This is a genomic window from Paenibacillus sp. 01T442 (assembly GCF_056398345.1).
The window spans coordinates 224,371-249,786 of the sequence record NZ_JBFTPF010000003.1; the positions used below are offsets into that span (position 1 = coordinate 224,371).

33 protein-coding genes and 1 pseudogene are annotated in these 25,416 nt (G+C 42.0%); 7 read left to right on the top strand and 27 right to left on the bottom strand.

Annotation, left to right across the window (positions count from 1 at the left end; all coding sequences use genetic code 11):
* Positions 1-6: 6 nt before the first annotated feature.
* Both AC1DLM_RS05115 and AC1DLM_RS05120 read right to left on the bottom strand, forming a co-directional pair.
* Positions 7-405 (bottom strand): phage holin family protein, encoded by a 399-nt coding sequence (locus AC1DLM_RS05115; protein WP_477569313.1) that lies wholly within the window; start codon positions 403-405, stop codon positions 7-9.
* Between the two features lie 200 nt (positions 406-605).
* A complete protein-coding gene (locus AC1DLM_RS05120; RefSeq protein ID WP_441988843.1) occupies positions 606-1,025 on the bottom strand; it encodes an ArpU family phage packaging/lysis transcriptional regulator in 420 nt (139 codons plus the stop codon).
* A gap of 165 nt (positions 1,026-1,190) precedes the next feature.
* Between AC1DLM_RS05120 and AC1DLM_RS05125 the strand changes: the two genes are divergently transcribed.
* The 3 genes from AC1DLM_RS05125 (at position 1,191) to AC1DLM_RS05135 (ending at position 2,673) form a co-directional block, all read left to right on the top strand.
* Positions 1,191-1,595, top strand: coding sequence for a helix-turn-helix domain-containing protein (locus tag AC1DLM_RS05125; protein WP_477569314.1), 405 nt, complete (start codon positions 1,191-1,193; stop codon positions 1,593-1,595).
* A 186-nt stretch (positions 1,596-1,781) separates the two neighbouring features.
* On the top strand, positions 1,782-2,324 hold the full coding sequence (locus tag AC1DLM_RS05130) for an ImmA/IrrE family metallo-endopeptidase (RefSeq protein ID WP_477569315.1): 543 nt from the start codon (positions 1,782-1,784) through the stop codon (positions 2,322-2,324).
* A 31-nt stretch (positions 2,325-2,355) separates the two neighbouring features.
* Positions 2,356-2,673 (top strand): hypothetical protein, encoded by a 318-nt coding sequence (locus AC1DLM_RS05135; protein WP_477569316.1) that lies wholly within the window; start codon positions 2,356-2,358, stop codon positions 2,671-2,673.
* 81 nt (positions 2,674-2,754) lie between these two features.
* Here the strand turns inward: AC1DLM_RS05135 and ppnP are convergent, their stop codons facing one another.
* From ppnP to AC1DLM_RS05155, 4 genes are all read right to left on the bottom strand, one after another.
* Positions 2,755-3,072, bottom strand: a complete 318-nt coding sequence (ppnP, locus tag AC1DLM_RS05140) for a pyrimidine/purine nucleoside phosphorylase (RefSeq protein WP_056609015.1) — start codon at positions 3,070-3,072, stop codon at positions 2,755-2,757.
* Between the two features lie 78 nt (positions 3,073-3,150).
* Complete coding sequence (tkt, locus tag AC1DLM_RS05145) at positions 3,151-5,172, bottom strand: transketolase (RefSeq protein WP_477569317.1); 2,022 nt, start codon at positions 5,170-5,172, stop codon at positions 3,151-3,153.
* 296 nt (positions 5,173-5,468) lie between these two features.
* Positions 5,469-6,368 (bottom strand): formyltetrahydrofolate deformylase, encoded by a 900-nt coding sequence (gene purU / locus AC1DLM_RS05150; RefSeq protein WP_477569318.1) that lies wholly within the window; start codon positions 6,366-6,368, stop codon positions 5,469-5,471.
* Between the two features lie 35 nt (positions 6,369-6,403).
* Complete coding sequence (locus AC1DLM_RS05155) at positions 6,404-7,531, bottom strand: deoxyribonuclease IV (RefSeq protein ID WP_477569319.1); 1,128 nt, start codon at positions 7,529-7,531, stop codon at positions 6,404-6,406.
* A gap of 124 nt (positions 7,532-7,655) precedes the next feature.
* Between AC1DLM_RS05155 and AC1DLM_RS05160 the strand changes: the two genes are divergently transcribed.
* Positions 7,656-8,084 (top strand): DUF2621 family protein, encoded by a 429-nt coding sequence (locus AC1DLM_RS05160; RefSeq protein WP_477569320.1) that lies wholly within the window; start codon positions 7,656-7,658, stop codon positions 8,082-8,084.
* Positions 8,085-8,135: 51 nt separating this feature from the next.
* Here the strand turns inward: AC1DLM_RS05160 and AC1DLM_RS05165 are convergent, their stop codons facing one another.
* From AC1DLM_RS05165 to AC1DLM_RS05205, 9 genes and pseudogenes are all read right to left on the bottom strand, one after another.
* Positions 8,136-8,690 (bottom strand): serine O-acetyltransferase, encoded by a 555-nt coding sequence (locus AC1DLM_RS05165; protein ID WP_477569321.1) that lies wholly within the window; start codon positions 8,688-8,690, stop codon positions 8,136-8,138.
* 40 nt (positions 8,691-8,730) lie between these two features.
* Positions 8,731-8,907 carry a hypothetical protein gene (locus AC1DLM_RS05170; protein WP_477569363.1) on the bottom strand — a complete coding sequence of 59 codons (177 nt, stop codon included), beginning with the start codon at positions 8,905-8,907 and terminating at the stop codon, positions 8,731-8,733.
* Between the two features lie 33 nt (positions 8,908-8,940).
* Positions 8,941-9,099 (bottom strand): annotated as a pseudogene (locus tag AC1DLM_RS05175) (polysaccharide pyruvyl transferase family protein); the annotation flags it as partial.
* Positions 9,084-9,617 (bottom strand): lipid II flippase MurJ, encoded by a 534-nt coding sequence (locus AC1DLM_RS05180; RefSeq protein ID WP_477569322.1) that lies wholly within the window; start codon positions 9,615-9,617, stop codon positions 9,084-9,086. The gene AC1DLM_RS05180 and the pseudogene AC1DLM_RS05175, both read right to left, overlap by 16 nt.
* 329 nt (positions 9,618-9,946) lie before the next feature.
* Positions 9,947-10,387, bottom strand: coding sequence for a hypothetical protein (locus AC1DLM_RS05185; protein ID WP_441988835.1), 441 nt, complete (start codon positions 10,385-10,387; stop codon positions 9,947-9,949).
* 133 nt (positions 10,388-10,520) lie between these two features.
* A complete protein-coding gene (locus AC1DLM_RS05190; RefSeq protein WP_171631099.1) occupies positions 10,521-10,673 on the bottom strand; it encodes a hypothetical protein in 153 nt (50 codons plus the stop codon).
* A gap of 362 nt (positions 10,674-11,035) precedes the next feature.
* Entirely contained in the window at positions 11,036-11,656 is a 621-nt protein-coding gene (locus tag AC1DLM_RS05195; protein WP_441988834.1) for an LCP family protein, read from the bottom strand.
* Positions 11,638-11,817 (bottom strand): LCP family glycopolymer transferase, encoded by a 180-nt coding sequence (locus AC1DLM_RS05200; RefSeq protein WP_477569323.1) that lies wholly within the window; start codon positions 11,815-11,817, stop codon positions 11,638-11,640. The genes AC1DLM_RS05195 and AC1DLM_RS05200 overlap by 19 nt, the downstream gene beginning before the upstream one ends.
* Positions 11,762-11,926: a hypothetical protein gene (locus tag AC1DLM_RS05205; RefSeq protein WP_477569364.1), complete on the bottom strand. Its 165-nt coding sequence runs from the start codon at positions 11,924-11,926 to the stop codon at positions 11,762-11,764. The genes AC1DLM_RS05200 and AC1DLM_RS05205 overlap by 56 nt, the downstream gene beginning before the upstream one ends.
* A gap of 597 nt (positions 11,927-12,523) precedes the next feature.
* Here AC1DLM_RS05205 and AC1DLM_RS05210 point away from each other — a divergent pair.
* On the top strand, positions 12,524-12,892 hold the full coding sequence (locus AC1DLM_RS05210) for a helix-turn-helix domain-containing protein (protein ID WP_477569362.1): 369 nt from the start codon (positions 12,524-12,526) through the stop codon (positions 12,890-12,892).
* Positions 12,893-12,923: 31 nt separating this feature from the next.
* On the opposite strand, the gene AC1DLM_RS05215 is transcribed toward AC1DLM_RS05210, so the two are convergent.
* A complete protein-coding gene (locus AC1DLM_RS05215; protein ID WP_056608974.1) occupies positions 12,924-13,430 on the bottom strand; it encodes a tyrosine-type recombinase/integrase in 507 nt (168 codons plus the stop codon).
* A 255-nt stretch (positions 13,431-13,685) separates the two neighbouring features.
* Here AC1DLM_RS05215 and AC1DLM_RS05220 point away from each other — a divergent pair, with 255 nt between their 5' ends.
* The gene (locus tag AC1DLM_RS05220) at positions 13,686-14,135 is read left to right on the top strand and encodes a hypothetical protein (protein WP_477569324.1); all 450 of its coding nucleotides are present in this window, start codon (positions 13,686-13,688) and stop codon (positions 14,133-14,135) included.
* A 43-nt stretch (positions 14,136-14,178) separates the two neighbouring features.
* On the opposite strand, the gene AC1DLM_RS05225 is transcribed toward AC1DLM_RS05220, so the two are convergent.
* On the bottom strand, positions 14,179-15,045 hold the full coding sequence (locus tag AC1DLM_RS05225) for a metallophosphoesterase (RefSeq protein WP_477569325.1): 867 nt from the start codon (positions 15,043-15,045) through the stop codon (positions 14,179-14,181).
* 197 nt (positions 15,046-15,242) lie between these two features.
* Here AC1DLM_RS05225 and AC1DLM_RS05230 point away from each other — a divergent pair, with 197 nt between their 5' ends.
* A complete protein-coding gene (locus AC1DLM_RS05230) occupies positions 15,243-15,416 on the top strand; it encodes an anti-repressor SinI family protein (protein ID WP_441988940.1) in 174 nt (57 codons plus the stop codon).
* Between the two features lie 19 nt (positions 15,417-15,435).
* On the opposite strand, the gene AC1DLM_RS05235 is transcribed toward AC1DLM_RS05230, so the two are convergent.
* The 10 genes from AC1DLM_RS05235 to AC1DLM_RS05280 form a co-directional block, all read right to left on the bottom strand.
* A complete protein-coding gene (locus tag AC1DLM_RS05235; RefSeq protein ID WP_441988830.1) occupies positions 15,436-15,777 on the bottom strand; it encodes a helix-turn-helix domain-containing protein in 342 nt (113 codons plus the stop codon).
* Positions 15,778-15,929: 152 nt separating this feature from the next.
* Positions 15,930-16,277 carry a helix-turn-helix domain-containing protein gene (locus AC1DLM_RS05240; protein WP_056608965.1) on the bottom strand — a complete coding sequence of 116 codons (348 nt, stop codon included), beginning with the start codon at positions 16,275-16,277 and terminating at the stop codon, positions 15,930-15,932.
* Positions 16,278-16,285: 8 nt separating this feature from the next.
* Complete coding sequence (gene glmS, locus AC1DLM_RS05245) at positions 16,286-18,094, bottom strand: glutamine--fructose-6-phosphate transaminase (isomerizing) (protein WP_477569326.1); 1,809 nt, start codon at positions 18,092-18,094, stop codon at positions 16,286-16,288.
* Between the two features lie 295 nt (positions 18,095-18,389).
* Positions 18,390-19,559, bottom strand: a complete 1,170-nt coding sequence (locus AC1DLM_RS05250; protein ID WP_441988828.1) for a DegT/DnrJ/EryC1/StrS family aminotransferase — start codon at positions 19,557-19,559, stop codon at positions 18,390-18,392.
* Between the two features lie 21 nt (positions 19,560-19,580).
* Positions 19,581-20,213, bottom strand: coding sequence for an acetyltransferase (locus AC1DLM_RS05255; protein ID WP_441988827.1), 633 nt, complete (start codon positions 20,211-20,213; stop codon positions 19,581-19,583).
* A gap of 16 nt (positions 20,214-20,229) precedes the next feature.
* A complete protein-coding gene (locus AC1DLM_RS05260) occupies positions 20,230-20,826 on the bottom strand; it encodes a sugar transferase (RefSeq protein ID WP_477569327.1) in 597 nt (198 codons plus the stop codon).
* A 20-nt stretch (positions 20,827-20,846) separates the two neighbouring features.
* Entirely contained in the window at positions 20,847-21,908 is a 1,062-nt protein-coding gene (galE, locus tag AC1DLM_RS05265; protein ID WP_477569328.1) for a UDP-glucose 4-epimerase GalE, read from the bottom strand.
* Between the two features lie 29 nt (positions 21,909-21,937).
* A complete protein-coding gene (locus AC1DLM_RS05270) occupies positions 21,938-23,140 on the bottom strand; it encodes a glycosyltransferase (protein ID WP_477569329.1) in 1,203 nt (400 codons plus the stop codon).
* A gap of 14 nt (positions 23,141-23,154) precedes the next feature.
* The gene (locus AC1DLM_RS05275; RefSeq protein ID WP_441988823.1) at positions 23,155-24,291 is read right to left on the bottom strand and encodes a glycosyltransferase family 1 protein; all 1,137 of its coding nucleotides are present in this window, start codon (positions 24,289-24,291) and stop codon (positions 23,155-23,157) included.
* Positions 24,292-24,339: 48 nt separating this feature from the next.
* Complete coding sequence (locus AC1DLM_RS05280) at positions 24,340-25,401, bottom strand: EpsG family protein (RefSeq protein WP_441988939.1); 1,062 nt, start codon at positions 25,399-25,401, stop codon at positions 24,340-24,342.
* Between the last annotated feature and the right edge of the window lie 15 nt (positions 25,402-25,416).

Here is a 25,416-nt window from a genome sequence, read left to right on the forward strand (position 1 = left end):
GGACTCTCATAGCCCTTCCCCCTTGCTTCGCAAAATTTGAATCAATTGCTTTACAATGAGCGGAAGTGGTAGACCCAAACGTCCGTAATTTTCAGTGATAGATATCAACTCATTAGCCAAGTAAAAATAAATCGCCCCTGTCATCATCAGGTCAATGTCCATGAGGATATCCAGGCGATGCGCTAGCATAATGACAAGCAGCATCAGCCCTTTGCGCGCAAGTCTCCAAAAGCCAACTTGACTGATATGGCCCTTTTGCTCTTTCATTGAGACAGCAATACCTGTGATGTACTCGACTAGTATCACCATTAGGAAGAGGCCTGTAAGCTCGCACCACCCGCCGAAAGTGTACCTCCCAATGGCACGGAGTATGTCTGAAATCAGATCAAATGCGATTTGGTTCATATGTTGCTCCTTTCTTTTTGGTGTTTTGAAATTCAAAACATTTTTTCCTTTTCAAAACAAATCTTCACTCCTTACGCCTCCGCCGGAACGGTTTCTTATACATCTGCTTAGCACCATCGCCTCCCTTGCTTGGCTACACAACGATCTTACCATGCCATAATCGGAGCGAATTGCCAAAAAATTGCCAATTCTGGTAGACCTTATTGCACCTTCACTTCCAGTCGCAACATGTACGCCAATTTTTCAATGGCTCTGGCCTTTATCCGATGATAGGTACGCTCGCTCAAATTAAGCTCATGAAACAGCAGAAAGTCAAACGTCTTGTCCTTTTTTAGATACCGCTCCCGAATAATTTCCTGCTCCTGCTCGTCCAGTCGAGAGATCGCTTGCTCAACTTCACCGCACTCACCTAGCAAGTTTTCCTCTGAACTCATAGGGTAGATAGCCCCCTGCTCCGCCACTTTGAACAACTCATTCCTGTTCGAAACAGCTCCATTTTCTCTCCGCAAGCAGCCCATTGCTCGATACATACGTACGGCTTCAAGTACACTTTCCACCCTTTTGCGTGTTGCTCGGCGATCCATCTGTTCTTTCTCTATATTCAAAATATGTTTTACCATCCCTCAATCATCTCCTAAAATTTGTTGTTTTGAAATTCTAAACACATCATACGTTGTCTTGTTTAAAATTTCAACACAAAAAGTTTTGATATTCAAAACTTTTTGGTGATCTCCCCTTGTTTTTTGCACCGCTCACCATTTACAATAGAACCAGGTGATCAAACGATGAAAGATATGGTGCAATTCGGCATCCGAATTCGAGATCTGCGGAAGATGAACAATTTTTCCCTAAGAGAACTTGGCGAACKGTCCGGTGTTAGTTATTCGTTCATTAACTCCATAGAAAATAACCGCTTCAATCCCTCGCGGGAAACGGTTATCTCCTTAGCTGATGCGCTTCGTATAGCTGAAAAGGACGAGCTGCTTCTGCTCGCAGGCTTTGCTCCGACGGAAGAAGAGTCACTCGACGGACTTTCTGCGGCTGCTCCTGATGAAGTCGATGACCCTGATGTCAGCTTATTTTTTAAAGACTTTAAAAACGCTCCCAAAGAGCGCCGCGATGAGATGCTCCGTTTCTGGAACTTCATCAAGGAGCAGCAGCAGAACCGAACACCTGACAGCCAGCAGTAATCTAGGTATTCTTCTAATAATGTAAAGCTAAGCCCTAACGGGCTTTTCTTTACCACAAATAACCGAACATACATTCTTAAAGCGAGGTGTTTTCACCTGTTCACTCATTACCAAACGACCTCCCTTGAACAGTGGGTAGAGGCTTTATATAGTCAACTTGGCATCGTATCACCAGCTCAGCTCAGCGTGACGAACTTGGCTGCTAAGCTGCATATTTGGGTTTACACGATGGATATGAACAGTATGGCCATCGAAAAAGATGGACTATTCAGCATCAATGTTGACCGCCGATTATCCGTCAAAGAACAATGGGAAGACTTCCTCCATGAGCTTTGTCATGTGCTTCGCCATTCCGGCAACCAGATGGTGATGCCTGATCGCTACGTCGATTGGCAAGAGCAGGATGCATCTGCGTTTCAGCTCTACGCGGCTATTCCTATGTCCATGCTGAAGAAACTATCGCTGCCTGAACAAAAGAATGAAATGGTCGCCTTTCTTTCTGATGAATTTCAGGTGACCTATCGACTTGCCAATGAACGGATTGAACAAATCCAGCGGCGCGTCCTGCAAGGGATACTGGATCATGAATATCAGCAATTTACACAAAATCAATTGAGCACATACAGCCCAGACAACTGGTCTGATGCAACCCGCGAGATCATGAACAAACTCGAGCAGTTAAAGCGCAAAGGAGGAATGGCTGATCGTCAAACTAGCCGTCTTTTATGACTTTCATGAAGAGCGTATACAGCCCTTCCTCATGGCGTTGCGTTTTCGTCCTAACGAACTTGATTTTAGTAAAACCACTCTTTATATTCCGATAAGCGCTCCATTTCAGCAGCTTCATTTCGAAGAAATCCTCGATTTAGAAGCCGGCATCACCGTGCTGCTTGAGGATCTCATCGTCAATCCTGCACGTCCTGCGTCTTTTGGGATTAGCCTCGCTCGAATAAAGCAACGACATACGCTCCTACTCGATGTGCACCCTTCGATCGAGCAATTATGGATTCGCATGTCCGACATCGAAGAGGTGCTGCAGATGGAAGTTCGCTCTTTTTATAGCTGGTCTTCCAAATGAAAAAAAACCATACATCCATTGAACTATATGTTCAATGGATGTATGGTTTTTGGCTTTACAAGCGTTCGACTCGCCGCGTGATTACTCAGCGATATAAGAACAGATATAGTCGCTCACTGTTTTCACTTCGAGCTTGAATTTCGCGTTAGCTGGCACAGTGAACTCACCTTGACCACTGATTGTAATCCACTCTGTGCTGCCTGGAAGCAATACGTTCAGCTCACCAGCTTGGATCTCCATGATTTCTTTCACATCTGTTCCGAATTCATATTCACCTGGAAGCAGGATGCCTAGTGTTTTCTTCGTGCCGTCTGCGAATTGCACAGTGCGGCTTGTTACTTTTCCATCGAAATAAACATTGGCTTTCGTAAGTACGGTTACATTTTCAAAGCTAGACATGGTTAATAGTTCCCCCTCTAAAATGGCTATGAATACGTACAAGCCGAGGCTCAGACGAGCTGAGCCCCTGCCATTATATTAACCTAACAATGCTTTCACGCGTGCTGCTACGTTCTCAGGCGAGAATCCGTATTCTCTAAGAACCGTATCCCCTGGCGCGGATGCTCCGAATGTGGAGATGCCAAGGATTGAACCCTCGTCGCCTGTATAACGCTCCCAGCCAAGTGGGTACGCCATCTCAACAGCAAGACGTTTCTTCACGCCTGGCAAGATAACGGAATCTTTGTATTCTTTGGATTGTTTTTCGAACAATTCCAAGCTCGGTAGGCTAACTACTCGAACGTTGATGCCTTCAGCTTGCAGCAATTTTTGCGCCGCGACAGCGAGTTGTACTTCAGAACCTGTTGCCAGGATTTGTGCATCTGGTTGACCGTTTGCTGCGTCGGATACTACGTATCCGCCTTTGCGCAGGTTCGCTTTTGCTCCTTCAACCGTACCTGGAAGGATCGGCAAGTTTTGACGCGTCAAGACAAGCGCAACTGGACCTTTGGACTCAGCGATAGCATAACGCCAAGCTTCGGATGTCTCGTTACCATCAGCAGGACGAATTACGGTGATACCCGGAATTACGCGAAGTGCCGGCAATTGCTCGATTGGCTCATGCGTCGGTCCATCTTCACCAACAGCGATACTATCATGCGTAAGTACGTAGATCACTGGCAATTGCATCAAAGCTGCAAGACGGATGGAAGCACGCAAGTAGTCGGAGAATACGAAGAAAGTAGCTCCGTACACTTTTACCCCACCGTGAAGTGCCATACCGTTCATTGCTGTACCCATACCAAACTCACGAACACCGAACCAAACGTTGCGACCAGCATAGTTGCTAGCGCTGTAGTTGGATTCGCCTTTGATCATCGTGTTGTTGGAGCTCGCTAGATCCGCGGAACCACCAATCAATTGCGGCAATTTGCCTGCAACAGCATTGATCGCATTACCGGAAGCAACACGTGTAGCCATTGGCTTGTCTTCTGTTGTGTAAGCAGGTAATTCAGCATCCCAGCCAACTGGCAATTCGCCATTCACAGCAGCGTTGAATTGGTTACCAAGCTCTGGATAAGCTTTAACGTAATCGTTCAAGAGGTTTGTCCAAGCTTGCTCAGCAGCCGTACCTTCTTTTTGAATTTCTGCGTAGTGTGCGCGAACTTCGTCCGGAACATAGAAGTCCGGCTCTTCCGGCCAGCCATACGCTTGTTTCGTCAATTTCACTTCGTCGCCGCCAAGTGGTGAACCGTGAGGTCCAACGTGACCACCTTTACCACCTTTGTTCGGGGAACCGAAGCCGATTGTCGTTTTCACTTCAATCAACGTAGGACGAGTTGTATCAGCTTTCGCTTCAGCAATCGCCTTGGAGATCGCAGCAAGGTCATTCTGCTCTTCAACGCGAATAACTTGCCAGCCGTAAGCTTCGAAACGTGCTTGCACGTTTTCAGAGAATGCCATATTCAATTCGCCATCAAGCGAAATATCGTTGGAATCGTACATCATGATCAATTTACCCAATTTCAAATGAGCTGCAAGGGAAACTGCTTCAGAGGACACCCCCTCCATCATATCGCCATCGCCGCAAATTGCATACGTGTAGTGATCGATAACTGGGAAGTTCTCTTTGTTGTAAGTTTCTCTCAAGTGAGCTTCAGCCATCGCCATACCGACAGCCATACCAACGCCTTGTCCAAGTGGACCCGTCGTTGCATCAACACCTGCTGTGTGACCGTACTCTGGGTGACCAGGGGTTTTGCTTCCCCATTGGCGGAAGTTCTTGATCTCTTCCATTGGCAGATCATAGCCACATAGGTGAAGCAAGCTGTATAGAAGCATGGATCCGTGTCCTGCAGATAGAACGAAACGGTCACGGTTTACCCATTTAGGATTCGAAGGATTGTGTTTCATATGCTGTTTCCACAGCACGTAAGCCATTGGCGCAGCTCCCATTACCATACCTGGGTGGCCTGATTTGGCTTTCTCAACCGCGTCGATACCAAGAGTACGGATCGTGTCGACGGCTAATTGTTCAATTGTTTTGTTTGATGCTGTCATTCGATATTTACCTCCATCATTTCTGTATTTTCATCAGCCAATTAACTTGTACATACAAGTGACTTTACTCGCTTGCATTATTGTACCATTTGCTTTAAGGCTTTGCCACAATAACCCGTTAAAATCTCACCTATGAGAAAAACTTCGATCGAAGTAGTTCGATGATGAGCGACCGCGTTTAGTGGTGGTTTTTATCGCCAATAAGAATTTTTAATTCCCTGTAAACAGGAATTTATTAAATTCTTATGTGGTATATAAATAGGCTGTACCCATAACTGGGTACAACCTGCTTTACACTAGTTAAAAACAACCGTTTTATTATTGTGAACGATAATCCGATCCTCCACATGCCACGCTACCGCGCGTGCAAGAACGATTCGTTCGATGTGACGACCAATTCTTTTCAAATCATCGACATTATCGCGGTGGCTCACACGCTGAACGTCCTGCTCAATAATGGGTCCGGCGTCTAGCTCGTCCGTCACATAATGCGCTGTCGCACCAATAATCTTGACTCCGCGGTTATGCGCTTGCGCGTAAGGCTTACCGCCTACAAAAGCAGGCAAGAAGGAGTGGTGAATATTGATGATGCGATTTGCGTAATTTTGGATAAACGATGGTGAAACGATCTGCATGTAGCGTGCAAGCACAATTGCATCCACGCTATCGCCAATAACCTCAAGCTGGCGCTGTTCCGCCTCTGCTTTGGTTGCCGCGGTAACGGGAATGTGATGAAATGGAATCCCGAAAGGCTCAACCAGAGAACGCATATCATTGTGGTTAGAGATTACCATCGCAATATCTGCTTTGAGATCTCCCGCACGCCAATGCCATAATAGTTCGAGCAAGGCATGGTCTTCCTTCGAAACGAAGATCGCAATCCGCTTCTTCTGACTTGCTAGGGAAAGGCTCCAGTCCATCGAGAACTTCTCAGCAAGCGTGGAGAAATTCGCTCTTAATGTCTCTACGCGACTCGCCAATTCCATTAAATCGAATTCAATTCGGATGAAAAACATGCCGCCCTCTGGATCCATCGTGTACTGATCCGATTGCACAATATTCGCACCATATTCAAATAGAAATTGCGATACGGCTGCTACAATACCCGGCTGATCCGGGCAAGAAATTAGCATTCTTGCTCTATTCATCAATTCGCTCTCCCGGCGAATTGAGCTGTTCGTGGTTCCCGCTTCCATCTGTATCCCCCTAGCAATATCTATCTATGTGAAACTTAAACCTTCTTCAAGATGCTATTTCCAGCAAGCCAAACAATCAATCGTTGATTGATTTGTTCTTCGCTTAGATCAGCGAAAAGGCTTTCCTCATGAAGCATATCATATAAACGTTCCAGCGGCTCGCGTCCATCCGCTTTCTTCGCTTTTGCATCATTTTTGAGCAATTCCCATGTTTTAAGAACGAAGTCACGATAGTGAATATCTTTTTTGTTCATCAAAAAGTCAATTCGCTCCACTTGGTCCAGGAACTCGCCGCCAAAACGACTGCTTAAGTTGCCGGAAAGCAAGGCAATTTCCGCTTCATACATCGGACGCTGCGTTTTGTCTTCTTTTCCAATCCAAGGAGTCTCTAGAATCATCGGCAAATGCTGCAACTTCTCATGGTTAGCGATATTATTCATCGCTTCAAAGCCAATCCAGCCTGAACCTAGTGGTGCGTGGCGATCCTTGCTCGCTCCGCGCGGATTCTTACTGTCATTCAAATGGATGACACCGAGCTTCTCAAGTCCGATCGTACGGTCAAAATGATGCAGCACGCCGTCCAAATCATTCACGATATCATACCCTGCATCGTGAATATGGCAAGTATCCATACAGACCGTCAACTTATTGTTGAACTCAACTTGCTCCATGATTTCCGCGATTTCTTCAAAGCTGCGGCCGATTTCTGTCCCTTTGCCTGCCATCGTCTCCAGTGCAATGTTTACATTCGTATCTTTAACACCAGCAAGCACTTCATTCAAACCTTCTGCGATTCTCGCAATCCCATAGTCGGCATCCTTGTCCGTGTAAGCACCTGGATGAAGCACGATATTGCGGACGCCGATGTAATCCGTCCGGCGGATTTCTTCTTGAAGGAAACGCACTGCGAGTTCAAAGGTATCATTCTTATAGGAACCTAAGTTGATAATGTATGGCGCATGAACAACGATTTCATTCATCGCATGCTTGTCCATCACAGCTTTGCCTTCTTCAATATATTGCTCTTCAATCGGTTTACGGCGCGTATTTTGCGGTGCGCCCGTGTATATCATAAAGGTGGATGATCCGTAGGAAACGGCTTCTTCTGCTGCATTTAACAAGCCTTTATCTGAGAACGAAACGTGTGATCCAATTTTTGGCATAGTTCATAACTCCTTTATTAGTAGCTGCTACCCTCCTATTTTACTCGTATTGTCGCAAGAAATCTAGAAATAAGGTATAATTCTTACTATCTTTATGGAAGACAATTAGTGAGGTGACAAATAAATGGCGAATGATTTCTTTATGTATTTCATCATTTTCTGGGTATGCGTGTTGCTTGCCTTCATGTCCATCGGCGGGTTCTTCATGTTTCGCAAGTTTATTAAGGTCCTGCCCAAAGAGGACGGCAAGTCCAAACTCGATTGGCAAAATCATTATGTGGACACTTCTCGACACCTATGGACAGCAGATTCCAAAGCATTTCTCGACCAGTTAGTATCACCTGTTCCAACAGCCTTCCGTGATATTGCCAAGCATTCCATCGCCGCGCGTATCGGACAAGTGGCCTTAGAGGCTCATGCCAATGAGGTCACAAGAGAACACTGCATCGAAGGTTACATACTTGCAACGCCGAAACGAGACTATCGGAGCTTGACGAGCTTTCTCGAAAAGCAACAGATTGATTACAGTGCGTTCAAGCACTTATTGAATTAGAAAATGAAGAAAACACGCCTTCTCTCATCAAGAGGGCGTGTTTTTTCGAGTCTATTCCCATCCTTTGAAACTAATAATTTTAGCAGGAACACCAGCAACAACGGCGTTATCAGGTACATCTTTCGTTACGACCGAATTCGCACCAATCATCACATTATTCCCAATCACGATTTTCCCAATAATTTTGGCTCCAGGTGCGATATAGACCTTATTTCCTATTTGTGGTACTCCCTTCTTTTCCCCGCTGCCGGCAATCCCGATCGTAACGCCTTGTCCAATGTTGCAATTCTCACCGATGATGGCATCTTGATGAACCACGATCGTACCATAATGAGGTAAATAGACCCCTTTGCCAATTTTGGTTCCGAGCGGAATTTGAATGCCCATCAGTACGGAAAAAAATTTATGAAGGATAAACAGGATGATATATAACAATTGTTTAACAACTGGAATATTAACATGATCTTTTACATAACTCCCTGCTCGATAGATAATGAGATACCACATAGGTTCATGAAGAATTAGCATTTTCATTTTCGATACGAAACTCACGTGGTTTCCTACTTTTACATAACGATGAATGTCAGCTCTTAGATAAGTAATCAAGGCATCTCACCCCTTCATATATCCATTTGGTTAAGCTCATTTATAGAACTTTAAGAATTTGGGCTGGCAACTCGGCTTCTTCTACAACAAGGGGAATTTCTCTCGCAAGTTTAGCCCTTAATTCCTGCCTATTCAGCCAACAATGGTGGATCATCTGTATGAAGGACTCGGGTTCAATATCCGAGATATCTACCACATAGTCGTGTAAACCAAGCATTTCCATAATGCCTCTCGTTTTATGTTCATAATTGATGGCGACAGTGGGAATATGATTGGAGAGAGCAAARATATTGGAGTGCATCCTAGTCCCAACAAACATATCCATTTTAGAATATAAATATTTCAATTCCCGGGGGTGGAAATCAAACGTCAATAACTCCGCATGCCCGGCGTCTATTCCTTCCAGCACTTCTCTGCTGATGATTCTATCCCGAGCCCTATAATCCCCATCGTTTTCACTAAAATGAAACTGAGAACAATGTTGACCAATGTGCCAGAAATCATAATATAGGTTGGTGTTTTCGTATCTCCGTAACTATAGAAAGCTCTCAATGTGACCTCTCTAAACCCAATAGCAATGATCCCTATGGAATAGGCCCAAAAAATAGCTGAGGTCATTGCCGTGGCTTGCGCATCGAAGCTTCCTCTTTCTAAAAGGGTTTGAACGATGACATGACTAAAGGACATGAATATGACGGTTAGAGGCATTAAGAGAATGAACAATGAAAACAAACTATTGTGCGTTAGTGTACTAACTTTCTCGTAATCTTGGTTATGCGAAAGCCGCGATAGTTCAGGGAATGTAAGTGTAATTACGGGGGTAATACAGATACCGGTCGCTATTCCCCGTAAATTAAAGGCATAGGACAGTGCAGCAATGGCCCCCTCTGAAATGCCTGAAGCTAATACATACAGCGGAGCAATCAAATAGTAGTCACAAGCCCAGTAACTATACTTGACAGGAGCACAATGCTTGCAATCAACCCTATCTTTTTTTGAACAATGGTCAAATATTGTCTGAGTTCAATTTCCATTGTGACCTCCAATAGTTAATGTAATGGTAGAGACCACAATCTCCGTTTATACAGAGAGGTCTCTGTTATGATCGTTTCATTTCGTCTGCTAAACGACTCCTCCTACTGGCCAAATTATGCGCATCTGAGGCGATCAAATGAGCTAATTGCGATCGATTTGCAAACATACATCCAAGTCAAGAAGGAGTCCCTTAGAGACTCTAACTTCTTGGCCTGTATCAATCAGCATGAAACATCCATTGTTGTCTTATTGGCTATCTCCATGGCATTGACATAGCCACGAACAGCCTTCTCAAATTCATTCTTAAATTGATGCTCCCAGTAACGGAGAGTCTGCAGCACGATGGCGCCTGTCAAGGTTTCTTCCTCCAACCACTCCACGGCATAGACATAGCCATTCTCAAACTGGCTTCTTTCACGAAGCACGCCGCATATCGATATGTCTTCGTTATGCAACTTAAATTGGAAACACCAAATCACATTTTCATTGATGGGTAGACTTAAATAAGAAGTAAAGCCCATTTGCGAAGGACTAATGTCGATCACTTTGAACGGCGTGTACTTGGAATCCAGCATTCGCCCGTCAATCTGTTTAATATTCATCAAACCATAACAAGGATATTTCAAAACCATTTCTGATCCTTCAGCAAAAGATGTAGTCATCTATTCCCCTCCTTAATGTTACGATATGTATCATCTCGAGCCTGACTACAACAGGTGCTGACTTCCATGTGCGATTAGTGTGGCGTACGTTAATGAGTATATAGGGGATTGTTTGGACGCGATGCGATGTGTCTTATCGCTCGGGAGTTAGGGGAGCATTGTTTGGATGAACTTGGAGGGTTTTCTTCGACTGGTCTTCTTTCCACAACAGAAACTGCTGCAAATCCAGTCCTAAATGTCTTAAAACATCTTTAATCTCAAGTGTAACTGGCTTATCTTTTTCCATAAAAGAGCACCACTCCTGATCATGTTATGTTTTATGACATTTCGCTTTAATTCTGCTTTCAATTTATGATACATCTCGTATCTTGTCAAGAGAATTTCACAAAATAAGAAAGTTCAATAGATCCTCAAAGACTTGTATAGCACGTGTGAAAATTACATCATCTGTTTTCAAAGTTATGCCCGTAAAACCTCGGATATGATTAGAATCCTGTATTGATTTGGGCAAGAAATCTTGTAAGCGCACCCAAGTCTGATAGAATCAGCGGCTCTCGTACGATGTCATTTTGAAAAAAAATAATTCCAATTATTCAGATACGAAACGTATCTAAAGTGCGAAAGTTAGTTCTTTTTTGACTGCAAAGCTTAATCTTTAAATAACGTAGCGCTGATTTCCTTCACTTTCACCATATCCGGAATCCAATAATATAGCCGTGATTGTACTAACGGATCCATCTCATAGCCACTTTGGCCAGGTACTTGCTTGGTTGTAAAATCGTCCGCAGTCATTCCTTTGAATAGCCAGGCTAAGCTAATGATATCGCTATCTTGGAAATTCGTATCCACGATATCTTTCTTGACCTTTGTTAGCAAACCTGCGATTTCACCAATATGCTCTGGTCTCAGAATTTCTGTAGCAATCGTTTTTAGTAGCTGTGTTTGCTCGCTCTGCCTGTCGAAATCTCCATTCGCAAAGGCGTATCGTTCTCTTGCCAGACTCAGCGCCAATTTGCCATCAATATGCTGCTTGCCTTGAGGTAGTGTCACCCCAGAATGAAGTAAATAAATATCGTTTTTAACCTCTACATTCACGCCGCCAATGGTATCGATGAAATCTTCAAACCCTTTAAAATTAGTCTTCATGTAATAATTGATCGGTACATCTAAAAAATTGGATACGGTTTGAAGAGCTTCTTTCGTCCCCTCCTCGTTACCTCCCCGCATCTCACCAAGGATATGAGCATGGTTTATTTTGGTGTATCCCACACTTCTATGTAGACGCGACTGTCTCTGGGGATGGAGATCATATTGATTTTACGCGTGCTGGGAATAATGTGCATAACGATAACAACATCCGATCTAGAATTCTCATCACTTCTTGCGTCTGTCCCAAGAAGAAGCACATTGAATGATTTTATCGGTAGCATCTACTTGCTCAAAGTGATGAACGGGCTCATATTTCCTATAAACACCTAATCCCCCCCCGATGATTCCAACAAAAAGACAGCCTGCAGTGTACACTACCCAACGACGCATGTAGTCACTCCTTTAACTTATCTATTTATCAGATACGTATTGTATCATCGAGATTATAGAATTACAAGAAAGAAAACAAATAATAAGCCACGTCTCTTATGCAACTAAGAGAATGTGGCTTATTGGTGATCACAAGTCCATTTCATGTCTCTCATGTTGCTCCCGCCTTATCCGATCAAATCCAACTCGCAACAGCCATTCCTTCTACATAGCTCGGAAAGTAAATAGGTTGCATAGTCTCGCACTTCATACAATGGGCCAATGGAATTGTGGTATGGTAGTAGCCCGTCTTAAAAATCTTTTTGGCATAGCACTTGTCCATCATGGCATTACATTCGACACAAAATACTTTTTCATAATTAATCATCTTTTCCCACCMCTTAATGTATGACTAAATGTCGTAACCTGTTACAATATGTATATAATATTCATTATATGATACATTTCGTAACTTATCAAGAGGTTATTAATTATTTCAAATACATTTTGTATCTAGTCAAATGAATCTCTGCTTTGTTATAATTATCTTCTGGTATATTTCGTTAATGATAGTGGATATAATAAGTGAATGATTATGAACAGTGAGGACTGATCAAGCTGAAATACGGAGATCGAATTGCACTTTTACGTGAAAAAAGAGGACTAACCCAAGAGGATTTATCCGTCAAAATAGGTATTTCCCGAGCATCCCTGTCTCACTATGAGACCAATCGCCGGGAACCTGATTATGWAACTATTAATAAGATTGCAAATTTTTTCAATGTTTCTATTGATTATTTGCTAGGCCGCACGAACCATCAACAAACGGTCTTGGACGAAGAAGTGCGAGACTTTGTCGAAAATCTCGATTTAACAGACGAGGGTATACTACAGAAGTTTTCATTAACAGTGGATGGAAAACGATTATCTGCCGAGGAAGCAAGAAGATTTATTGCTTTTGTTAGGGCTGAGCGTTCATTAGAGTAATTAGTAGCTGCTCTCAACGCTCAGCCTTCYATTAGTTATTGACACCAATATACTTTAAAGTCACGGATGGTGCTGACTGATTAAACAAATCTCTAAGTACAGAGACATTTCTCGTTTTGAGGTAGTAATGATAGCCATAGGTCTTACGAAGGGTATGCGTACCTATATCTGTTAAGCCTACCTGCTTTGCAGCCTGATTAAGAATCCGATAAACACGAATTCGCTTAATAGGGTGACCCGTACGCTGAGAAGGAAATAAGTAATTGTCTTCATCCATATATTGGACATATTCCTTAATATAAGCCTTCAGCTGCGAAGAAAGCTGGAATGTCTTTACTTTCCCCGTTTTCTCCTCTCTTACACTCACAATATTGCGATCGGTTACATCTTTTACTTTTAAATAGAGAATATCACTAAGATGGAGCCCTGAATTAATTCCAATTGTGAAAAGCAGCCAGTCACGAACCGATTGTTCTTTCAACACTTCCTGGATTTGCTCAATCTTCTCTTGTTCTCTAATTGGTTGAACAACTTGCATGAGTAGCACCTCACATGACCTTAATTAGTTTCATAGGATATGTTACGATATGTATCTATTTATATGTGAAGCTATCATTTTATTKGCATACCACTCCCTTTCCATCTATTATGTTACATATTGTATCATAAATTTAAGAAATGATCTATGCCTTTCGCTGTTCTCAAACCCGAAAATTTAATGTATAATTCTTAATAAAGAACAATACTATATTACTACACTACTATACTATTAAGAAAGGAGGTCGCGCCATCTATGTTCAAAAAAATGCTAAGAATACCTCTTATTGTCATACTCTTGACTACCATTCTATTTCCTGCATCAGCCTTTGCTTCAGGCTATGATAACGGAAATTCACAGAAGAATACGCTACTATCTCAATTCATGAATAATTTAAGTAAAATATTCAATTCAAATACATATGGCAACACGAACAGCAATAACAACAGCAACAGCAATAGCAACAATAACAACAATCAAAACAAGAACGACAAAGACAAGAACGACAAAGACAAGAATAACGATAAGGATAAAGATAAGGGCAACAACAACAACAACAACAACAACAACAACAACAACAACAACAATCACAACAATAACGACTGGGACGATTATAATTGGGATGATTGTTGGGATGATTTCGATTTCGAAGATATTGAATGCGAAGACTCCTATAATATCTGGAAAAAGTGGTTCTGCTATTGATAGAAAACTCCGCTGCATCCATTGTGCCGCGGAGTTTTTGCGTTTATATGGAATTCGTCTCGAGGACGAATACAGTGATCTCAGGTCGGCAATTAAATCGAATCGGTAATAAAGTCGTACCAATACCGCGGTTGGTGTACACATGGAATTCCGTTCCGTCGAAGTTATACAAACCTATCGAGTACTTCTGGCCCAGGTCTGGTGTGAATACACTTCCATAGAAAGGAATACGAATCTGCCCACCGTGACTGTGGCCTGAAAGTTGTAAATCGATAGGATATCTCGAAGCCCAGTCAGCGAAATCAGGCTCATGTGCAAGCAAGAGGACGAATTCATCTTGGTCTATCCCTTTTAGGGCGAGTGGTAGATTAGGGTTACCATGAAACATCTCATCCACACCGACGATATGAATACTTTCATCTCCTCGGCTGATTCTTTGGCTTTCATTGACGAGTACTTTAAAACCAGATTGCTCCAATACATTCGTTATTCGTGCCGCATCCATACGCAGATCATGATTGCCTAGTACCGCAAATTTCCCATACGCCGCATGAAGCTGAGATAGAATTGGAATTACGTCATCCGATATTTCGCCTTGTCTGGAATCAAATAAATCGCCAGTAAAAACAAGGATGTCAGGTTCTTGTCGCTGCAGCAGCTGGACCAATCTAGTTAAATGAGCTAAGCCATAATACTTGCTAATATGGGTATCGCTGAATTGTACAATTCGCATACCCGCGAACGAAGCTGGATAACGCTTGTATGATAGTTTGACCGTCGTTGTCTGGATCCAATTCGGCTCACCGAAAATACCATATGCACCGCTCATTCCCGCTAATATCCCTAGAGAACCAACCGCCAATAGACTATGCTTGAGGAATGACCTGCGACTTAAGGGGGTATCATCCATGCTGCGTCCGCCTCCTAACTAGGTCTAAAGACTTGTATCGCATACAAAATAATACATAATCCTCTTCTCAATTAATGATACAGTTTGTATAATTTTAATGTTAACGGGATTGATTTCGGAGAAAAAACATGCGATAATACATATAACGATACAAAGCGTATCTTACACAGAAAGTTTTGGAGGGGTCGGTTGTGAATATGCTAAAGCAAATGGATATAGAAGAGTATGATGCAGAGTGGATCAATCTTATTATGAGCGCTCGTAAGATGGGACTTACTATGGAAGATATCCGCGCATTCTTAAGAAACCCCTTCCAACCCAAGAAACTAACACAAAACACAAATGAAAATGATCCTTGTATGTCCCCATAAGTTTACATAGCAAAGCTAGCTATTCATCGTTAGGCCGTTTCATTCTCCATTTATTGAAATCCAAAAACTCCCGAAATTGCTGCTTATCTACACCAGAGGTCATTGCTTCTTTAATGATTTCATACCATTCCTCATCTAACTCTCGCTCACCTGCAACTGTCTCTTCTTGATCATCAATAAGCCGGTCGACAGGCACTTTTAATACAGCTGCAATCTTCTCTAGAAACTGGATAGAAGGATTCTTTTGGATGTCACGCTCCAGGCTGCTAATATACGATTTGGCCACACCTGCCCGCTCAGCTAATTCTGTGAGGGACAGGCCCTTTTCTTTCCTTAATTGTTGTACGCGTTTACCAATCATATTAGATCTTCCCTTTAAAATGGAATAGTTGCTCTTATTAGTATAACAGAATTCCTATTAAAGAACAAATATTGTTCCCAATAAAGAACAACACTAGCCCCCTTAGGGGCTAGTGTTGGCTTATCTATCATGAATAAGTTCATAAGATCTCATCACACACTCGTTATTTTGTCATTATGCCATTTCATAAACTCGATCAAGATTTTCAGCTCATGGATCCGTTCCTTTTTAATTCCTGACTTTTTTAAGTCCGCAATAAAATCCATCCATTCCTGATCAAGTTGCTGATTGGTTTCCACCTCTACAGCAATTTTCAAAAGTATTTTCAGATCAACCTTAAGAACCAAAGCAATTTTCTCGATGACATGAATGGAAGGATTCTGTTTCAAATTTCTCTCAATATTGCTTAAATACGACTTGGAAATACCTGTCCGTTCCGAGAGCTCGGACAATGTATACCCCCTTTGCTTACGAATGCTCGATATATTGTGACCAATCATCGTTATCATCACTCCACAGTGACACTTTTGGCAAGATTTCTGGGCTTATCAATATCACAGCCCCGATATTTAGCTGCATAATAAGAAATTAATTGTAATGGAATCACCGACACCAAAGGAGTTAGCAACTCATGTACCGCAGGCAGCACAATTTGATCGCCGCTCTCCTCTGATCCTTCCATAGTAATCATACACACATTGGCACCTCGTGCCATGATTTCTTGCACATTGCTCCGAACATTCGCACGAATATGTGACTGTGTAATGAGAGCAATGGCAGGTGTCCCCTCCTCAACTAGGGCAATTGTGCCATGTTTGAGTTCCCCGCCTGCGAACCCTTCAGCTTGGATGTAGGAAATCTCCTTCAGCTTTAACGCGCCTTCTAATGCAACGTAATAATCTACCCCTCGGCCGATAAAAAAGCAATTTCGTGAGGAAGTGAGATATTGCCAAACGACCTCTTCCATCATCTCCTTCTTATTAATCAGAATTTCCATCGCGTTCGCAGCGATACTCAGCTCATGAAAAGGATTCATACCATGCAACTGCTCCATGCTTTTCTCTCTTACACTATCGAAGGCTAGCAACGCTAATACAGCAATTTGTGCCGTGTAGGCTTTCGTTGAAGCTACAGCGATCTCTGGTCCTGCATGCGTCAGTAACGTATAATCGGCTTCTCGAGATAACGTCGAGCCAGGTACGTTCGTTATCGTGACGGTAGGATAACCCATCTGTTTAATCGCAACCAATACGCCTCGGCTATCTGCCGTCTCACCGCTCTGCGAAATAAAGATAAACAGCGGATTCGCGGACAATATAGGCCTGTTATACAGGAACTCGCTGGCGATATGTGCTTCAACTGGGATGTTCGCGATTTTCTCGATCAGTTGCTTACCAACTAATCCAGCGTGATAACTGGTTCCACATGCAATGATATAGATGCGATCCGCCATAGTCATACGTTCGCGCAACTGCGAGTCAATTAAGATTCCCCCTTGGCCATCCTGATATTTGGATATTACCTTGCGAATAACCACTGGCTGTTCGTCAATCTCCTTGAGCATATAGTGCGGGTATAACCCTTTCTCTATATCGCTGGCATCCAGTTTTACTTGAAAAGGTCTTCTTTGAATCGTTTCACCATCTAAGTTTTTAATTATTTTGGTATGCTGGCGAAGAATCACCATCTCTTCATCCATCAATTCGACGAATTGATTCGTAAGCTGCAGCATCGCCATCGCATCGCTCGTAATAACATGGAAATCGGCTCCAAGCCCGATGAGTAAAGGACTTTTATTTTTGCCAACATAAATGGTTTCCGTATCCTGACTATCTAATACTGCAACAGCGTATGAACCTTTAATGGCTAGTAGTAACTGCCGAAAAGCCTCCTCGACAGATAATCCGCTGTCCACGAGTTGCTCCATCTTTTGTACAATGACCTCTGTGTCCGTATCACTGGAGAATGGAATATGAGCAAGGCACTTCTCCTTCAGCTCTTGATAATTCTCAATCACACCATTATGTACGACCGTGAATCTACCATTGTGACTTTGATGAGGATGTGCATTGCGCTTACTTGGTTTGCCATGCGTCGCCCACCTCGTGTGACCGATTCCTACCAACGCCTCTTGCTCAGGATCGATCACTTCCCGAAGTGCTGCAATCCTGCCTTTCTCTTTATACAGATGTAAACCACTGTCGTTTAAAATCGCAATACCCGAAGAATCATACCCTMGATATTCTAGCTTTTCTAATCCTTTTACCAAAATCTCCTTCGCATCCTGACTCCCGATATATCCCACAATTCCGCACATTATTATAGCCTCCTCATCTATGATTCTTAATAAAGAACAGCAAGTCAGTATTTAGTAATACTTGAATAGATTTATCTATTTACTCATACGATTGTACTGAAGGGGGGAATCATGCAATGACCTCATTTAGGATCAAAGGATGGAAAAGTGTGATACATGCGTACCATAAATTCATGCATGACTACAATTATATCCTCTATCGAGACTGTCTTGACATACAAATGAAAATAACCTTATTCCAGAAAATGATTCATCATCGCGCCAAAATGGACAAAAATAAGTAAGCAAACCTTACTTAAGCACTGATACTCTTGGCTTTTTGTATAGATTTCTGAATACAAGCAATGACGCGATCTTGCTCTTCTTCAGTCATACTTGAACCCGATGGCAGGCATAAGCCTGATTGGAATAATCGCTCCGACACATTGTCATTCTCACTATGCGGGTAATAGGCGACACCCTCAAATAGAGGCTGCATATGCAGCGGCTTCCAAACGGGACGAGCCTCAATATTCTCTTCCGCCAGGAGATTGATTAATGACTCAACCGTCACCCCAGCCTCCTTCGCATCGATTGTCAATGCTGTCAGCCACCTATTAGATCGTGTATCAGCCAACTCCGGCATAAATTGAATACCTGGCAAATGAGCTAATTCGTGATAATAGCGTGCAAATACAACACGTCTAGCAGCAACTCTCTCTTCCAAAACCGCGAGCTGCGCCCTGCCAATCCCTGCCAAAACGTTACTCATACGATAATTGTAGCCGATCTGGCTATGCTGATAATGTGGAGCGTAATCTCGTGCTTGTGTCGCTAGAAAACGTGCCTTGTTCAGCCCCTCAGTATCATTAGATACCAGCATACCTCCGCCTGATGTGGAAATAATCTTATTGCCATTGAAGGAATAGATGCCAAACTTTCCAAACGATCCGCTTGCTCTTCCTTTATAGGTCGAGCCTAAGGATTCCGCCGCGTCTTCAACGATTGGCACTTGAAACGATTTGCACAAGGCTGAGATTTCGTCCATTTTGGCACTTTGACCATATAAATTAACGACAATGACAGCTTTAGGCAATTTCCCATTACGAGCCGCCTCATTCAAAGCACGTTCCAAAGCCTGCGGAGACATATTCCACGTATCTGGTTCTGAATCGATAAAAATAGGCGTAGCTCCTAAATAGACAATTGGATTGGCACTAGCCACAAAAGTTAAACTTGAACAAAAAACAGTGTCCCCTTCTGTAACATCCAATAGTCGCAAGGCAAGATGAATGGCCGCTGTGCCCGAACTAACTGCTGCCGCATCAACAAGACCCGCATAGGTTGCTAGCTCTTTTTCGAAGGAATCGACATGCGGTCCTAGCGGAGCGATCCAATTTGTATCGAAGGCGTCATGGATATACGCTATTTCGTTACCGCTCATATGCGGGGGGGACAGATAGATTCTTTTTTTGTTGGTAAACATGAGATGAACCACACCTTTCATTCAATTCTTTTGGTTAATTAGTATCGCTGGGGTTCCTACGGCTGTCCGGTACGAGGGAATATCATGGATAACCGTTGCTCCCGCTCCTACCATGGCCCATTCGCCAACCTGTTTGCCAGGGATGACTGTCGCTCCTGCTCCTAACATGCTTCCTTCCTTGATAACAACAGCGCCAGTCAACGTTGCCCTAGGTGCGATGTGAACATAATCCTCAATCCGACAATCATGCTCAACGATTGCCCCTGTATTAATAATGGCATGGTGACCAATATGGGCGTCTGCATTAATAACCGTGTTAGCCATGATGACTGTACCATGACCTAGGGACGCACTTGAGCTAATGACTGCTGTCTCATGGATAAGGGTTGCAAAGTGCTCATGGGGTATGCCTAGTTTCGCAATGATTGACTTTCTTCGTTCGTTATTGCCAATGGCAACAACCCATTTCAACTCATTTCCGAGACCAAATATTTGATGTGCTGAGGAAATTGGTCCCTGATACAAACCATTTTTCAAAATGAGGGCATCATACTTATCATCTAAAATAGCGACGATTTCATTGGCTTTGTTTGCTCGAATTATTTCTCTAATTACCTTGCTGTGACCACCTTCACCAATCACGACAAACTGCACAACCGATCACTTCTTTTCACGAAAGATTAGATCCAGAGAATTTCTCCATCGTCACATGATTCCCATGACTGACACCTTCGGACTTCAGCACTTTGCCGACCGTTAATACTAGTATTTTGAGATCCAACATAAAGCTTCTATTCTCTACATACCAAATGTCGAGCTTGAATTTTTCTTCCCATGAAATCGCATTTCTGCCATGCACTTGCGCCCATCCCGTAATACCGGGTCGGACTAAATGACGTTTTGCCTGTTCTTCTGAATAGAGGGATAAATAATCCATCAGTAACGGCCTAGGCCCAACTAGACTTAAATCCCCTTTGATCACATTGATCAATTGTAATAATTCATCCAGACTGAATTTCCTAAGAAAACGACCAAAGGGAGTCAATCTCATTGCATCAGGCAATAAGTTTCCTTCGTTATCTCTGGCATCCGTCATGGAGCGCAGCTTTAGTAGATTAATCGGCTTTTCATGTAAGCCTGGCCTTTGCTGTTTAAAAATGACTGGCGATCCTAGTTTCAGTCTAATCAGAAGGGCAACGATACCAATAATCGGTAGAAATACTAGTAGTAACGAGATAGCGACAATCACATCAAACAATCTTTTCATAAATGATCTACTCCTAACTCCTACATCACAATAAGTCGTGGATTGTGAACCCCGTCAAAGGTGTCCTCTTCTTCCAGATAACCATTGGGGTTATTGGACTGCCAACGCCAAGCATCTAGACACATCTCATCAATACCTTTATCAGCAACCCATCCCAATTCTCTTGCTGCCTTGGTTGGATCTGAGTAGCATATACCGATATCTCCCGGCCTTCGAGTTGCTATTTTATAAGGGATACGCATGCCAGTTACACGCTCGAAAGTAGTAACCATCTCGAGGACACTGAATCCGTGACCCGTTCCCAGATTGTAAGCCTCTACCCCTGCGTTTGTCATAACCTTCTCAAGTGCCTTCAAGTGTCCACGTGCTAGATCCACTACATGGATATAATCTCTTACACCTGTACCATCTACGGTTTCATAATCATGGCCATAAATTTGCAACTCGTTTAATTCACCTATCGCTACTTTCGTGATATAAGGCATCAGATTGTTAGGGATCCCCTTCGGATCCTCTCCTAATCGACCACTTTCATGAGCGCCTATTGGGTTAAAATAACGCAGTAGCGCAATACTCCATGTTGGATCAGATACGTACAGATCTCTCAATATTTCTTCGATCATGAGTTTCGTACGTCCGTAGGCATTGGTTGCTCCAAGCGGCGCATTCTCAGCGATCGGTACACGTTCCGACGCTCCGTAAACCGTAGCGGATGAACTAAACACAATCTTATTCACTGCAAATTCTTGCATAATTTCGCATAAGACAATTGAACCCGAGATATTATTATGATAATAACGTAGAGGTACAGAAACGGATTCGCCAACGGCTTTAAGCCCAGCAAGATGAATCACGGCTTCAATATTGTGGTCCCTAAAGATGCTCTCCATATCCGGTCGATTGTTCAAACTGATGGGATAGAACTCGAATTCTTTGCCTGTAAGCTCCGTTACTCGCAGCAAAGATTCAGCACTGCTATTACTTAGATTATCAACGACGACGATGTCATACCCCGCATTCAATAACTCCACACATGTGTGACTTCCAATGTAGCCTGCTCCACCTGTTACGAGAATTGCCATGATTTTTCGTCCTCCAAATAATTATTAGATTACACATCTATCAGAGCATACAACTTCTCAATTTCACTACCGTTACTATAATCGTTAAGTAATGTATTCTTTATCAATCTTCTTCTTAACTCATTGTCTGAAATAAGTTTGCTGACTCCATTAACTACACCATCAATGCCCATTGGGGTGATTAGTCCGTCAACTCCATCGTAAACTTGACTATTTGCAGTTGGAAAATTAGTAATAAGTACAGGCTTTCCAAGTATTTGAGCCTCACGAACGGTTACAGCTTTCCCCTCGTATCTCGAGGGCTGCACATAGATATCGCACGCTTTAATATAGGGATAAGGATTAGTCCTTTTCCCCAGAATCTTAAATCGATCCTGAAGACTTAATTTGTTGATTAATTCACGAAGTTCGCCTTCTTGGGATCCATAACCTACCACATACCATTCAATATCAAACCMCTTATCCAAGAGATTTCGACAAGCATATACAGCATCATCAATGCCTTTTGCGTAAGAAAATCTGCCAACCGTAAGGAGCTTAGTTCGTCCCGGAATAATCGGCATTTCATAAGTAACGTCGTCTTTGGCTTGTTCTCGAATAAAAGATGGTGAAATGATATTCTCCATTACTGCTACCTTACTCAAGAGGGAAGGAAACACGTTTAGAAAGGAATCTTTACAACCTTCTGAAACAGCAACTATGTTATCCATGGCGTTCCACATTTGATCGTCTAGTGCTTTATTAATGGAAATATTCGAATAATCGGTATGTATCCATCCAATTTTCCTTTTAGCCCGCACCTTATTTCCAACGAAATAATGAGGCCATAAAAAACTAATAGCCGCATCATATTCATCTTTTAATGAAGGAAGAAAGGGAAGAGACATTTTCCACCCGTACTGAATCACCAGATATCCCGGTTCTTCACTTTTAATACGCTTGCCATGCAATGTCCCTATGTATTTTGCTAGAAGTCTTGTAATTCCAATGGAKACATTACCCTCTTTTAAAATTTCTTTCGTTGATTTTCTAAACGTTGAGTATTCTCGAATCTCCTGTAATAAATTCGGTTCAATGGGTATCAGAGAGAATAGTTCCCCTTCATGTTTGTATAACATTAAATCMACATCATATTTACTGTAATCAATCTGATTGAGCAATCCGATCAAACTGCGTTCAACACCTCCAATAGCCATATCAAAGGAGGTGATTAATAGTTTTTTCTTATTCATCGATTATTCCCCCTTCACCCTAACCCGTATAAAACCATCCAATCTTGAATATTTTGTTTGATATCGAAACCTGATCTTACGAAGTGACTTGTAATTTGGTGATCATCCGGTCTCTCTTTTAAGAAAGCCTTATCGATTTCTTTAGTCCATTTTTCGATAGGGTCATTTAAGCTAACAAATGATATTAGTCCTAGATCTAAATCAGTGGTCTTAGGAACCGTATCAGCAGCAATACATGGTGTGCCTGAACCTTGTGCTTCTAACATCACGATACCAAACCCCTCAAATAATGACGGGAATACGAAAACATCGAATGCCCTCATCAATCTGGGGATATCACTTCTTACACCCAGAAATCTTATTTGATTGTAAACTCCCATACGAGTTGATTCTTCTTCGATAAGTTGCATTAACGGACCATCGCCGACCAAAACTGCAACGACATCTTTGCCATCCTCTAGCATTTGTTTTAGAATCCGCAGCAGAAACTGATGATTCTTCGATTCTGAAAACCGACCAATATGACCTATTATTTTACTTCCAATCGCTATGCCGAGTTCTTGCCTAACACAATAGTCAGTGTCCGTGTATTGTGTAAATTGATTGATATCTATTCCGTTTTTTAATAATCGCACCCTCTGCTTATTCGTATATACCTCGCCAAAAAGGAAGCGTGCAGCATCAATGCTGCACGCACAGTAATCGGTAGCGGAATATTTAATTATTGCTCGTAAAGTTTTTAATATCATTTTTTCCTTAAAACCATCGCCCCTACCCCAATTATTGCTGTGAGAATGGCAGACTCTTTTTTGTATGCCTGCCATTTTCGCGGCTAGTGTAACGATGCCACTCTGATAATCGGTATGTGCATGTACAGCATCATAATCCTGACTAGACATAATCTTTTTCAAGTGATTAATATAGGAAAGAGGTCCCGATTGCCCCAAGCTTGGAACTCTATATATTCTGCCGCCTAGCGAACTTATCTCGTCGTCATAATCACATGTTTCACTACTATGAGAAACATAATCGAACTGGATTTTTGATGTGTTCAGATTTCTATGAACATTCATTAATAGAGTCTCGGCCCCCCCCCGTTTCATAGCACTGACAATATGCAAAATTCTGTGCTTATTTTCAACATTTATCATACTTCCACCTGACTTCCGAATCTTATTTACTAACTCCGATTCCTCTTTTTAATTAATAAAGTTACTATGATAGACTATTTTTAAAGCTATAACGTTTTCATAGAAATAGTATATAAAATAGAAGACAATTATTAAGTAATAGATTAACTTCTGTTCTCTTACCGCAAATAGATGTACAATCCATGATAATAATAATGGGATGTACAAACCAAAATAAAAGGTGAATCTAGCGAAGATCCAATTTTGAGTAGAAATGACCATAAAAACAAATGCTAACAAGCACATATTTACAACATAATCGCTTTGGGGAAAGAGACTTCTTAGTTTATGTCTTCCMAGATATGCAAAAAGGATAGGAACCGCACTAACAGCAACTCGAAGAATATTCGTTCCCCCTTCCGAAAAGTTTTGATATTCGCTGTATTGACTATTTTCTAATACGGAAAATAATGCCGATGAAAATTGATTAAACCCAATCACTATTAATATTGCTACAAAAAGAAGTGATGTAGTTACCCACGTCCATGCTTTCCGTCTTACGATAAAATAGATAGGGATTAGAATAAGAGCACTTTGGTGGAATTGTGCTGCTAAAAGGATAATTAAAATATATTTTTTCCAATCTCCACTAAATAAGTATTTAGTCGCAGAAAATACAATCGCAGCTGCCAAAAATTGCCTTATTCCGTTCATCGACATTAGAAACATTCCACTAGTTATATAAATATAAAGACTCAATTCAAATAATCTTGAATAATTATACAAGGTGATAAAAACAAGTACATTCGTTAGCAATGCTACTACGAAAACTAGTAACTGAGGATCATGGGATATCTTTTGTAAAAGCATTTGAAAGATATTAAATCCAATATCTTTTTCACCTATAATACTTTCCCAGTTAAAATCAGTTTGAGCATAGGAGTTCATATAAAAATAAGTATCACCAATATTTCTACGAAGCCCTGAAACAAGAACCATAAATACCAAAGCAAACAAAGCCATTAAAAAGTTCGGTCTAGGAAGAGTTAATAACGGCGTTTTTTTAACAAAGCATCTTGATAACAAAGAAGAAATATAAACTAGAACAAGATTAATATAGAAAATGGCCAAGATACCAATTCCTTT